Genomic DNA, 13,208 nt, shown 5'->3' on the forward strand with positions numbered 1-13,208 from the left:
AGGTCATATGGGATGAAATCAATTGCTTTATCATTATTGTTACTGACAACGATTCAACCAGTTCTTGAAATGAATTTACTCATATCGCATAGAGGAATAAAGATTGATGAGGTAAGTCGTTCAGAATTTGCGATTCCTTTATTAGATGAAACTATTATTGATCAAGCAAAGTATCATGAGCTTGTTGAAAAATTGGAGAAAGTAGCAGTCCTAGATCCAATTAATGCTTTTATGGATGAAAAAGGGGAAATTGTTCCAGGTGAATCAGGTTATGCTCTTGATCGATATCTTTTCGCTCAGCAATTTTATGATTTTTTTTATAAAAACAGCTATTCTAAGATTCAACTACCTTTAAGGAAGGTTTATCCAAAAGTAGACGGCGAGTTACTAGATTCGATTCGATCTAAACAAATTGGTAAGTACGTAACCTATTTTAATGTTAGTAACAAGGAGCGATCTCACAATATTAGATTAGCAACTGAAGCCATAAATAATGAAGTTGTCTTTCCAGATGAGACTTTCTCTTTTAATCAGGTTGTTGGCAAAAGGACGGAAGGTAAGGGTTACTTACCAGCCCCAGTCATTGTTAAAGGAGAATTGGCAGAAGATATAGGAGGCGGTATATGTCAGGTTTCTTCTACACTTTATAATGCAGTGGACCAAGCAGGAATGAGAATAGGACAACGATATTCCCATAGTAGACATGTTCCTTATGTACCACCAGGTCGAGATGCCACTGTAAGTTGGTATGGACCGGATTTTTCTTTTGAAAATAATTATAATCAACCTATTCTTATTCGGGCAAAGACCGTCCATGGGAAAGTTATTATTTCTATTTATTCATCTGATCAGATAAGGAATGAAGAAAAATCTATTCCAAACGCATCAAAACAATTACCGTTTGAAATCAATCGTGAGTCTAAAAGAGGTGAGGATTAATCACTTTTAGGACTCCAGACTCCAAGGTGATTGAGTAATAGCGTTAGCTCCTCAGCTGCACGGTCAGTGGATTTAAAGTATTCTTCAATCCCACAATCTTGGAGATGGCGATATCTTTCAATTATACTGTCTAATGGTATCCTTTCTTCCTTGGTTGCGTTTAAATAATAGGGTGCTAAAGCAGTACAAAGAACAGTGAAAGCCCCTTTTTCATTTTCGATGAAATTGGTTGATACAACTCCTGCCATCCCATCCTTATCCTGGATATTTAAAGCCCTTTTTGCTACGATTTCCAACTTGATTGCTATTTGTTGGCTAAACAAAGCGGATCACTCCTAACTAAAATTTTGTCAATCAATCTAATCATCTATCTAAAGTTTACCTTAATCCTTGTTTCCATCAAAGTTTATTGATTTTGAAGGAAAAAATGATGTGTATGTTAAATACTATTAATGGAACCATTTTAAATTAACAAAAAAGGAGTACAATCCATGGATTTAACAACTATCGCAATAATGGCAGAAAAAGTTAAAGAAAATATTGAAAAGGTAATCGTCGGAAAAGAAGAAACTGTCGACCAGTTACTAGTAGCATTAATATCATCCGGACACGTTTTACTTGAAGATGTCCCGGGAACCGGGAAAACATTATTGGCAAAATCATTAGCTCAATCATTGAGTTGTTCCTTTAAACGAATCCAATTTACTCCTGATTTATTACCAACTGATATAACAGGAATTAATTTTTATAACCAAAAACAAGGTGAATTTGAGTTTAGACCTGGACCAATTTTCACTAATATTTTGTTGGCGGATGAAATTAACCGTGCCACACCTAGAACACAGTCAAGTTTGCTAGAAAGTATGGAGGAAAGACAGGCAACTATTGATGGGGATACTATGCAATTGGTTGAACCATTCATCGTAGTAGCCACTCAAAACCCGATTGAGAGTCACGGGACATTTCCTTTACCTGAAGCGCAATTAGACCGATTTTTGTTAAAAATTAATGTAGGTTATCCCTCCAAAGAAGAAGGGATAGAAATTCTCAAACGATTTAAAGAGAGTAATCCACTCGATCAAATTGAGGCAGTAGTAAGTAGTGAGGAGATAATTGAAGCACAACGGTTATATTCTCAAGTTTATGTAAGTGATGATATGCTTTTTTACATAATGGATATTGTTGAAAGAACGAGGATACATCCAGATATTGAATTGGGTGTGAGTCCACGTGGAAGCCAGGCTTTGCTAAAAGCTACCCAAGTTTATGCAATATTAAAAGGTAGAGATTATGTCATTCCTGATGACATAAAGGCAATGGTTAAACCTGTTCTAGGTCACAGGATCACACTCACTCCTTTTATGGGAAGAAAGAACAAACAAGTGGACAAGACTTTGGATAAACTAGTAAACGATATAATTGTTCCTACTGAAAAGGATTTAATAAAGGGTACGAGAAAATGAGTCTTGCATGGTTTATTTTTGTGTTGATATTTTGTATCCTTGGTCAAGCTTATATCTATCAAAAATGGGGATTAACTAATATTCATTATACTCGCTCTTTTAGTGAACGGGCAGTTTTTGAAGGTGAACAAGTAGAGATGATTGACGAGATTTCAAATAAAAAGATATTACCAGTCCCCTGGGTGCGATTAGATTCTAAGATTAATAGTCATTTACAATTTACCCATTCAGTTAATGATGATGGAGAACCTGAATTATTCCACCATACCATGTTTAGTTTGATGCCTTATCAAAAAGTAACTAGACGTCACCAGATATCCTGTGAAAAACGTGGATACTATCGCCTTAATACAGTTTCTATTTCAACTGGAGATGCTTTTGGATTTGGCCAGGATTTTCAACTGTTTCAAGCGTTAACTGATATTACTGTTTATCCAACAATTTCTTCCATCGAAGATGTTCCACTGCCTTCACATAGCTGGCTAGGAGATATTGTGGTTCGAAGATGGATCATTGAGGATCCATTTTTTCATGCAGGGGTTCGTGAATATAGCTATGGTGATTCAATGAATAATATTAACTGGAAAGCCACTGCTCGGACAAATCAATTACAAGTAAGTAAAAAAGATTATACTTCGGATCATCATTTAATGATATATTTGAATTTTGATGAAACAGAAGATATATGGCTTCCAATTGAAGATGAGGAATTAATGGAACGTGGTTTGTCTTATGCTGCTTCTGTTGCTCAATACGCTATTTCAAAAGGGATTAGTACCGGTTTTGGATGTAACTCCTATCTTGTAGAACCGTTTGGGCAGATGGGCAAAGTTAAGGATTCTGTAAGAATAAGTTCCAAAAACAATCAAAACCAGCTTACCTTCATTCTAGATACCATGGCCAAACTAAAAATGGATCGAAGTAGGAATTTTAATTATTTCTTACAGGAAGATATTGAAAGGACTATGTCCAATACAGATATTCTTCTAATAACATCAATTCTTACATCTAAAATGAAACACCAAATAAGACAATTAGAAGCACTTGGTAACTCAGTCGAGATTTTATGGCTTCAAAAAGAGGGCGTAAGCCAGGAGACCAATGGCCATGAAGAAGGTGTTCTATATGGTAACTAGAAGTAAGTATATCGTTGTTAAATGGCTACAGGTAATGGTTGAATTTCTAACTGTATTTCCGATTCTTCTCCTAATTGCAATTTATACAGTCCCATCCAGTTCAATGTTTTACTGGTTTATATGTCTATCTTTACTACCTTTAATCGGTATGATCTTTCGCTTTTATTTTACGAATAAAAAACAATGGTATTATGTTAGCTTTATTTCACTGTTTAGTTTGGTATTGCCAATTTTATTTGGAAGTGGTACTGTATCGGCTTCTATTTTTTATTTGCTTACATTTGTTTTTCTTTATCGAGGGCTTCTCTATGTGGAGCAGGAATGGGATGAGCTTTTTTTGCCTACTTATATGTGGGTCGTTGGTTTACCTATTTATTTTAGTGGCTACTTTCTCTACTTAAACGTGAACAAATTGACAGTATATTCCGGGTTGATTTTATGGAGCGGGATTATACTCATAGTTCTTACCTTATTTATAACAAATCATAGGCGTTTGATGGAAGCTGACTTATCTAATTCACATAAAACAACGATTAATCGGGCAGTTCAGCGACATAATCGAATTTTCATCATCCTTACCCTTTGTTTAGCTTTATTTATTACGAATTTTAAAGTATTTCAAGATTTTTTATATAGTGTTACTTCAAACATCTTTCGCTCTCTTTTTTGGGTACTTTCTTTATTAGATGGTGGAGAATCAAACGGCGAACAGCCCTCTCCAAACGAAATGCAATTTTTCCCAAGCGTCGGCGAAAATGAACAATCATTACTAGCTGTTTGGTTTGAACGGATATTTTTGTTTATAGTATCAGTTCTTCTTATTTTAGCAATAATCATGCTAGTTATATATCTAATAAATAAACTAAACCGTAATATTACAGCTGTTTTTTCAAAGGTTTTTCAATTTTTAAATCGATTACTTCGAATAAACAATCAGGAAGCTATTGAACAAGAATATGTCGATGAAAAAGAAGTAACTTTTGATTGGGATGATGTTCTTAAACACACAAAAAACAGAGCTAGTGAGTTGCTTTTTAACCGATTAAAACGGAGAGCCAGCTGGGATAATCTAACCAACACGGATAAGGTACGATACCTTTACCGTCAATTTATCAATAATCAAATAAATAACGGATATTCAGTGCACCCTTACCATACTCCACGCGAAATATTAGAGGAAATAAATAAACAAGCCCCTATAAAAAAAGAGGTTCTCTCACAATTACAAGAATCATATGAACAGGCAAGGTATGGGAGAGTTCAAGTAAGTGATGAAAAGGTTAAGGACCTAATAAATATGATAAGTAATAATAAGTAGCTGTTCGTCTCAAATAAAAAATAAAAGGGTATTTGATGAGACAGTACTAAAATTTATACTATTAATATGGAGAATTGGAAACAATAGATACCGTTGCTAATTTTTAGTATGGATAAGGTGGTTTTGATGAAATTTCTTAAAGTAGAAGTAAGTTTATTGTCTGTTATTGCTTTTTGTGCTCTGTTCACGTTTTCTAATTCAACAAAGGATAGTACTTTTGCAAATAGCGTTTTGGATCATCAGGCACTTACTAGTCAATTGGATCAACTTCTTCAATCCGACCCTAATCTACAAGGAGCGTTGATCGGGGTAAGCATTCGATCTGCTTCTACTGGTGAAATTATTTATGATCACTTAGGAGACACGAGATTAAGACCTGCTTCGAATATGAAATTGTTGACTGCTGCATCAGCTTTATCTGTGCTAGGGGAGAACTTTTCTTTTGTGACAGAAGTAACTACTGACGGCTCAATTAACGGAAACACCCTAGATGGAAACCTTTTTTTAAAGGGAAAAGGAGATCCCACCCTACTAAAATCTGATTTTGAAAAAATAGCAAAGGTTCTTCGTCAAAGTGGCTTGAAAGTTATTCAGGGTGACCTAATCGCAGACGACAGCTGGTATGATGATGTCCGTTATTCACCTGATTTAATTTGGAGTGATGAGCATACCTATTACGGTGGGCAGGTATCTGCTTTAACAGTATCACCAAATAAAGATTATGACGCAGGCTCAGTTATTGTGGACATTGCACCGGGAACAGAAACTGGTAGTGACGCAACCATTACTGTAACGCCAAAAACTGATTATGTTTCTATTGAAAACAATGTTATAACTGTGCCTGCTAATACGAAAAAGGATATTACTATTATAAGACAACATGGAACAAACAATATAATTATAAAGGGCACGATACCTGAGAGTTCTCCAATTGAAAGAGAATGGATATCTGTTTGGGAACCGACTGGATATGCATTAAATTTATTTAAGCAATCGTTGAAAAAATATGGAATTATTTGGACTGGGATAGCAAAAGTTGGTGAAAGTGATGATCAGACAAGCAGATTAGTGACCCATTCGTCCATGCCGCTTTCTGAATTATTAATTCCCTTTATGAAACTGAGCAATAACGGACATGCGGAGGTTCTTTTGAAGGAAATGGGAAAAGTCAGTGAGGATGAGGGTAGCTGGGATAGTGGCATTAAAGTTCTCGAACGAGAGATAGCGAAATTTAGTGTTAATCCAGATACGTTGGTCATAAGAGATGGTTCAGGTATATCGCATATTAATCTAATCCCTGCCAATGAACTTTCTAAACTACTTTACACGATTCAAGAGGAATCATGGTTTCCTGTATATCTTAACTCCTTACCAATTGCTGGGGAGAATAATCGTACAGTTGGCGGAACGCTAGGAAATCGATTAACATCTGCTTCAAGTATATCCAATATTCATGCGAAAACAGGTACGATATCAACTGTTAGTGGTCTATCCGGTTATATTGAAACAAAAAGCGGAGAACAGTTAATCTTTTCGATTCTTCTAAATAACCTTGTTGATGAATCTAAAGGCAAAAAAGTTGAAGATAGCATCGTTTCATTACTAGCTAAACAGTGATTGATTTATAAAGATTCATCAGAGGGTAAATGGGTGAGTGGGGACAAGGGACCTGTCCCTATGTCCCTTGCTTTGGAAAGAAAATGGTGATCACAAATGTTAAAATGGCAATCGCAAATAACGTAAGGTAAACAACATGTAGTGAACTCGATAAGGAATCTTTTAATAACTCCTGTGCTTGAACTGATAGTTGATTTAGTTGAGCACCGTCTAATAATGATTCAGTATTTTCTATCGAGATTTCCACGGCATGGTTTGATCCTTCTTCTGCTAAGGTCTTTTTCATATTGATGTTTAGGATACCGCCAAGAAATGATGCACCTAACGCACTTCCAATAATTCGCATAAACATATTAAGCGATGTTGCAACACCGCGTTTTTTCCACTCAACACTATTTTGAATCGCAACAATAAAGGTAGTACTAGTAAGTCCCATCCCTATACCTACGAAAAAAGATCCAAAACCGGCATACACTGGACCTTTTCCTTGATCAAGGAATACGAATAGTAAAGCACCGATAACTAGGGAGATTCCACCTAGTATAGCAGTTGGACGAAAACCTATTTTAAGTACTAAATGGCCAGCTGAAGTAGCTGCTATTGGCCAGCCAACTGACATTGCGCAGAGCGTGAATCCTGCAACTACGGCTGAATAGCCCATCACTCCTTGGACGTATGTGGGAAGAAAACTAGCTAAACCAATCATAATCATTCCTGAGGTGAGGGTAGCTAGATTAGTAATCACGATTAAACGACTGTTCCATATTTGGAGTGGCATCATTGGCGATTTTGCACGATTTTCTTGCCATAGAAATAGTAGCCCACTGACAATAAACAAACTAAGTAACAAAATGACCGGTAAGGAGTTCCAATTCCAACTGGTGCCAGCTTGTACCAAAACAATAATAAGTGCTGAAATAGAGATAAAGAATAATCCAGAACCAAGGTAATCAATCGATCTTTTTTCTTTGGTTACGTTCTCATGGAAGAAAAAAATGATTCCGATAATACCAATAATTCCAAGGGGGATATTCATCCAGAATATCCAAGCCCAGTCGGAATACCTAACAACAAATCCACCAAGTAGAGGTCCAATCACAGAGGAAATCCCCCAAACGCTTGCCAAATATCCTTGAATTTTTGCACGTTCCTTGATTGTGTACATATCCCCCACAATAGTAGTTACAATTGGATGAATTGCCTGCACCAATTCCTTGAATAATTCGGAAGATAACAAGCATAGTCATTGTTTTTGCAAGTCCACATAGAATCGAACCTATTAAAAAGATAACAACACCAATTATGAAAATTGGTTTTCTGCCAAATAGATCAGCTAACTTACCATATATTAGGGTTGTTACTCCCTGCATAAGTAAAAACGAAGAAAAAACCCAACTATATACGGAAAAACCACCCAGGTCCCCAACGATATTAGGCATGGCTGTTGCCACAATTGTACCTTCGATGGCAGCCATAAACATGGAAATGACAAGCGAAGCAAGTACTAAAGGACGATGTGTTGTTTTTGATGTATTTAATTGAGTTTCCATATACATTTCCCTCTTTCAAAGATTTTTTTACACTAAATAATAACCGTACCAGTTTAAACAATATGTACAAGACCTAGGTTATACTTGAATTAGAATATAAAAAAGCTGAACAGAAGACATAATAGTCTTTTGAACAGCCTGTACTAAGATGCATTACTATAGTATTTATTAGTTTTTTGTTTGAGGTTCACATACTTATTATTAACCACGCAAATAACTGTAGCAATGATTCCGATGATGATAGCAAATGTTATGTTTGTAATGAACATTAATAAGACAGTTATCCCAATAGAAACTAAAAAGTACATTAATCTTCTCAAATTGATGGGTATGCTTAACGTGAATAAAAGGAAAGCTAAAACAATTGCGGGAAGTATATTCAAATAAAAAAAAGCTAATCCTGATAAAAATAGTAGTAAACCCCAATACCAGAATGAAGCTTTTTGAAAAATACGGTATTGATCTTGCTTATAAACCAAATCATAATCTGGTTGCTGTTGATCCATCTTTATCCTCTCCATTATTCATCTATCTTCTACTATTATAATTTATAATAAAGCAAAAAGGGACGTTCGTTTTAATTTTCATTAAAAAATTGCCGACCGTAATAGGGAATGTGGATCAAATTGATGGTTATAAGTTGTAATTTTTCAGATTTTCAAATATATACCATTGTACATTTAAAATAGGCATGTTATATTAATTTAGCGATGAGCTATTTTGCGTAAGACGAAGGATATGCCATCTGTGCTAAACGTCGAATGTGGTCGACGGTTCTTCGCCGCAAAACGTACATGGACACTTGTTTAGACAAGTGTCCTTTTGTTTTTTAAAAAAGCTAATACTAGTTAGTTAAGATCTTTGTTGCCTTATTTTGAAGTTTAAGACTGGGTCATTCCCTCATCAACTCACCAGCGTTTGTTATATATCTAACCAACCATTTTGTTATTCCGTAGTATTCTTAGTTCCACCGGTGCGGAATCACTCCCCATAACTAGCTCATATCAAAATTCTCTCTACTCTAAATACATTTAAGTCCTTATGGCAATATGAAAATGGTCTATTAATGGACACCTATTGGTGAATATCAGTACAATAGACTAAGGAGGAGAGACTATATGAGGAAATCAACTAGAAATACTGTCATGCATAGTTATCCAGGCATGGTTGCTATTGTTACTGTTTCAAATGATGGACAAGACAACATAATGGCCGCAGGTTGGCATTCTTATATTTCATATCAACCACCAATTTATGGTGTTGCAATAGGAAGAGAACGATTCACCCATGGTTTAATGAGCGCTGCAGGCAGTTTTGCTATTAATTTTTTACCCTATGAACAAGCAACGATTATTCAAGAATCTGGTGTATTAACTGGCGAGACAACAGATAAGTTTACAAAGAGGAATATTAAATTTGATCGTGGGCTAACGACAGATGCACCAATCCTTCAGGATGCCTATATTGCTTATGAGTGTAAGACTATTGATGTTAACAGATATGGGGATCACGATTGGTTTGTTGGAGAGATTACATACTTTTATAAGGATGAATCATTATTCCTTAAGAACGGATTACCAGATTTAAATAAATTGGAGATTCCGCTTTATCTAGGACGTTCATCCTATGCGAAATTAGACATAAACACAGAAATTAAAACAATCAAAACATGAAGAAGAATAGGAATTCCAATAATTAACTGCATGTTCTGAGGAGCAGGGTACATAGTAAAATATTAGTTAATTCTTTTCATGAAAACAAAAGGAGTTACATTCTTAATGTCAAAATCACTACCATTCACAATTTCAAAAACTGAAAATTTTTTCGATCGCTTGGGGGACTATGTTGGGGATGTATTCTACGATATTTTACCGGAACAAGGGTATGAACTTCGTGATGAGCAAATCTACATGGCTTTTCAACTAGAGCAAGCTTTTAAAAACAAAACCACGATATTCGCAGAGGCTGGTGTTGGAACTGGCAAAACGTTTGTCTATTTGCTTTATGCAATATGTTTTGCGCGTTATAAAAGAAAACCAGCAATTATATCCTGTGCGGATGAAACACTAATTGAACAACTCGTCAAAGAAGAGGGAGACATTCAGAAATTAGAAAAAGCCCTTGGAATTAACATTGATGTACGATTAGCAAAAGCTCGTGAACAATATGTATGTATCAAAAAGTTAGATCCACTTGCAAATAAAACGGATGACGAGGATATTCTTAAGGTACACGATCAAATACCGGATTTTGTATTCGAACAAGGTTCTTCGATGCAGTCGTTTGAGCGTTATGGAGATCGTAAAGAGTATCCGTGGGTACCAAATGATAAATGGGAAAAGATTGCTTGGGATCCCCTTCAGCAATGCTCTACCTGCGACTGGCGCCATCGAAGCGGGCAAACACTAAATCGTGAATATTATCGTCATTCGACAGACCTGATCATTTGTTCTCATGATTTTTACATGGAGCATGTTTGGACAAAGGACTCTCGTAAACGAGAAGGACAAATGCCATTATTACCTGAAGCTAGTTCAGTAGTGTTTGACGAAGGACATTTGTTGGAATTCGCTGCACAAAAGGCTTTAACCTACCGTTTCCATTCCGCAACGTTGTCGAATGTTCTAACGGGATATATGAGCCAGGATGTACGAGAAGTATCTCTATATCTTATTGAAGATATTTTAACTCTACATGACGAATGGTTTGGTCTATTGAGTGACACAGCAGTATTAGTAGAGGGTTCGAATCGACTTGAAGTACCTCGGACAAAAACGATGATGGACCTTGCTACTAAGATGAACGAAAAAGTGCAATATCTTTTGGAACAACTGGTTTTTGATTCGGAGTTATTTACTATAGATGAGTATCATGTAAAAATTATAGAGGAGTATTTAGAATTTTTTTCATACGGACTAGCTATATTATTAGAAGATGATCAAGGTATCTTCTGGCTTGAAGAAAATGAATCCGAGAGCTCATTTGTGATTATGCCACGATTAGTAGAAGATGTCTTAAAAAATGAAGTCTTTTCACAGTCAATTCCATTTGTATTCTCTTCTGCTACGCTATCTCAGGCGGGTGACTTTAACTATATTTCAGATAGCTTGGGAATTAATCGTTATGATTCATTTACTGTTAAATCTCCATTTGACTATCAGAAACAAATGAAAGTGTTTGGACACGTTCAGGTAAATGAAACTGGAAAGTGGCAGGAAATCGCCAAACAGCTGCGCGACAATAACGGAAAAACACTTATACTTTTCTCTTCAAAGGAAGAAATGAGTCGATTCCAGGAATGGGCCAATCAAGAGGTTTGGGAGTTTCCAATGATTTACGAAGGTGAACGTGAAATAAGTGAACTAGTCAAAAATTTCCAACTCGATAAACCTTCTGTCCTTTGTTCTTATCATTTATGGGAAGGGTTAGATGTACCTGGAGAGTCATTGTCACAAGTTATAATTGCATCTTTACCATTTCCGCCACACGACCCTGTATTTAAAGCTAAGCGAAAGCATGCTAAAAATCCGATTGAAGAGGTAGATACGCCGTATATGATACTACGTCTTAGACAAGGAATTGGACGACTAATTCGAACTAGTAGTGATAAGGGAATCATTCAAATTTGGATGGATCAAAAAGAAAAAGATTTGTACAAAGAAGCTATTGAACAAGTTATTCCGGTTGATTTAAGTTGGTTGTCATAACCATAAGTTTGTAGTTCATTCTGTTTATTTGTACTGACAGTAAAAATTTTATTTTATACTCCGCTGTTCATTTTTTACACTCCCAATTTATAACGGACATCTTTCTTAAAAGGAAGGACAACTTATAAAAGATCGATTATTAGGGGGTGAAAAAACATGGCAAAACAAGGTGGAATGATGCCAGTAATAGCATCGGTTGGTATTGGTGCTGCAGCTTATTACAGCATGACTAGAGGTAAAGGTGTAGGCAATATGGCTCAACAATTTATGCCTGGAATGGCTGGCATGGCTGGACAAGGTCAAGGTCAACAACAAAACCAAAACCAAAACAATCAATCACAACCATTTAGTTAATTTATATTTAATAAACTGAGCAGGCTTCTAGATGAAGTCTGCTCTTTGTATATGCGCTTTGCTAGTTAAGAAAAGTGCTGCATGATATTATTTAGGAAATTACCATTTTTGGAGGGTTAAATTTGGAAAAATTTGAAGCGTTTGTATTGGATCAGAGAAATGATCAACCACACACGGAAATTAGACAGATGACCATCGATGAATTATCGGAAGGAGACGTAACAATTCGTGTTGCATATTCAAGTGTTAATTATAAGGATGGTAGTGTGGTAGAAAGACAAATGTTCGTGAAAAACTACCCATTAATTCCAGGTATTGATTTAGCTGGTACGGTACTTACTTCAAAAGATAAGCGTTTTAAAGAAGGAGATGAGGTAATAGTAACGAGCTATGGATTGGGTACAGACCACGATGGTGGTTATAGTGAAGTTGCCCGTGTTCCTGCTAACTGGATTGTTCCTTTACCAGAAGGTTTAACGTTACGTGAAGCAATGATTTTAGGTACTGCTGGATTTACCGCTGGACTATCTGTTCAGCGACTAGAGGATAATGGATTAGAGAGTAGTCAGGGTTCCGTATTAGTAGCTGGATCTACAGGTGGTGTCGGTAGTATTGCAGTCGATATTTTGGCAAAAAAAGGGTACGATGTGGTCGCAAGTACTGGAAAATTAAACGAACATGAGTATTTAAAAAGAATTGGTGCAAAAAAAGTTATTAATCGGGATGAAGTGATAGATAATGAATCACAGCCTTTTCGAGAAGAGAAGTGGGCTGGAGCTATTGATCCGGTTGGTGGAAAGACATTACAGTACATATTAACAACACTTCAATATGGAACATCTGTTGCTACAAGTGGATTAACAGGTGGAATGGAAGTTGCTACAACTGTTGGACCGTTTATTGGTCGTGGCGTCAATTGGTTAGGAATTGATTCTGTAAATTGTCCAATGAATATTCGTGAAAAAGTATGGCAACGTTTAGCTTCTGATCTAAAGCCTGAACATTTAAATGAAGACATTGTTAAGGAAATTTCAATGGAAGAGCTTCCTGTGGTTTTAACCGATATTTTAGAAGGTAAAAATCGTGGAAGAACAATTGTTAAGATGTAAATACTTTTGGGGGAG

The 13,208-nt window shown here is 36.0% G+C and carries 11 protein-coding genes and 1 pseudogene; 9 read left to right on the plus strand and 3 right to left on the minus strand.

Features of this window, described 5'->3' with window-relative positions:
- Window positions 1-12 precede the first annotated feature (12 nt).
- Window positions 13-939: a VanW family protein gene (locus GH741_RS03770; RefSeq protein WP_153735409.1), complete on the plus strand. Its 927-nt coding sequence runs from the start codon at window positions 13-15 to the stop codon at window positions 937-939.
- Here the strand turns inward: GH741_RS03770 and GH741_RS03775 are convergent.
- Complete coding sequence (locus tag GH741_RS03775; protein ID WP_153735410.1) at window positions 936-1,262, minus strand: hypothetical protein; 327 nt, start codon at window positions 1,260-1,262, stop codon at window positions 936-938. The genes GH741_RS03770 and GH741_RS03775 overlap by 4 nt on opposite strands.
- Window positions 1,263-1,430: 168 nt before the next feature.
- On the opposite strand from GH741_RS03775, the gene GH741_RS03780 reads away from it, so the two are divergent.
- The 4 genes from GH741_RS03780 (at window position 1,431) to dacB (ending at window position 6,473) form a co-directional block, all read left to right on the plus strand.
- Window positions 1,431-2,402, plus strand: a complete 972-nt coding sequence (locus GH741_RS03780) for an AAA family ATPase (RefSeq protein ID WP_153735411.1) — start codon at window positions 1,431-1,433, stop codon at window positions 2,400-2,402.
- The gene (locus tag GH741_RS03785; protein ID WP_153735412.1) at window positions 2,399-3,538 is read left to right on the plus strand and encodes a DUF58 domain-containing protein; all 1,140 of its coding nucleotides are present in this window, start codon (window positions 2,399-2,401) and stop codon (window positions 3,536-3,538) included. Before GH741_RS03780 ends, GH741_RS03785 begins: the two co-directional genes overlap by 4 nt.
- Complete coding sequence (locus GH741_RS03790) at window positions 3,510-4,856, plus strand: DUF4129 domain-containing protein (protein WP_170287552.1); 1,347 nt, start codon at window positions 3,510-3,512, stop codon at window positions 4,854-4,856. Before GH741_RS03785 ends, GH741_RS03790 begins: the two co-directional genes overlap by 29 nt.
- 126 nt (window positions 4,857-4,982) lie before the next feature.
- Window positions 4,983-6,473, plus strand: coding sequence for a D-alanyl-D-alanine carboxypeptidase/D-alanyl-D-alanine endopeptidase (gene dacB, locus GH741_RS03795; RefSeq protein WP_240795390.1), 1,491 nt, complete (start codon window positions 4,983-4,985; stop codon window positions 6,471-6,473).
- Window positions 6,474-6,531: 58 nt separating this feature from the next.
- Here dacB and GH741_RS03800 read toward each other — a convergent pair.
- Together GH741_RS03800 and GH741_RS03805 are read right to left on the minus strand one after the other, a co-directional pair.
- Window positions 6,532-8,029: pseudogene (locus tag GH741_RS03800) on the minus strand (MDR family MFS transporter).
- Window positions 8,030-8,166: 137 nt separating this feature from the next.
- Window positions 8,167-8,529 (minus strand): hypothetical protein, encoded by a 363-nt coding sequence (locus tag GH741_RS03805; RefSeq protein WP_153735415.1) that lies wholly within the window; start codon window positions 8,527-8,529, stop codon window positions 8,167-8,169.
- 612 nt (window positions 8,530-9,141) lie between these two features.
- Between GH741_RS03805 and GH741_RS03810 the strand changes: the two genes are divergently transcribed.
- The 4 genes from GH741_RS03810 to GH741_RS03825 all read left to right on the plus strand — a co-directional run bounded on the left by GH741_RS03810 (window position 9,142) and on the right by GH741_RS03825 (window position 13,193).
- Entirely contained in the window at window positions 9,142-9,696 is a 555-nt protein-coding gene (locus GH741_RS03810) for a flavin reductase family protein (protein ID WP_153735416.1), read from the plus strand.
- 105 nt (window positions 9,697-9,801) lie between these two features.
- The gene (locus GH741_RS03815) at window positions 9,802-11,730 is read left to right on the plus strand and encodes an ATP-dependent DNA helicase (RefSeq protein WP_153735417.1); all 1,929 of its coding nucleotides are present in this window, start codon (window positions 9,802-9,804) and stop codon (window positions 11,728-11,730) included.
- A 156-nt stretch (window positions 11,731-11,886) separates the two neighbouring features.
- Window positions 11,887-12,084, plus strand: coding sequence for a hypothetical protein (locus GH741_RS03820; protein ID WP_153735418.1), 198 nt, complete (start codon window positions 11,887-11,889; stop codon window positions 12,082-12,084).
- 122 nt (window positions 12,085-12,206) lie between these two features.
- A complete protein-coding gene (locus GH741_RS03825; RefSeq protein WP_153735419.1) occupies window positions 12,207-13,193 on the plus strand; it encodes an acrylyl-CoA reductase family protein in 987 nt (328 codons plus the stop codon).
- Window positions 13,194-13,208: the final 15 nt, after the last annotated feature.

Origin of the sequence: Aquibacillus halophilus, assembly GCF_009649745.1 — a bacterium.
Taxonomy (GTDB): Bacteria; Bacillota; Bacilli; order Bacillales; family Amphibacillaceae; genus Aquibacillus; species Aquibacillus halophilus.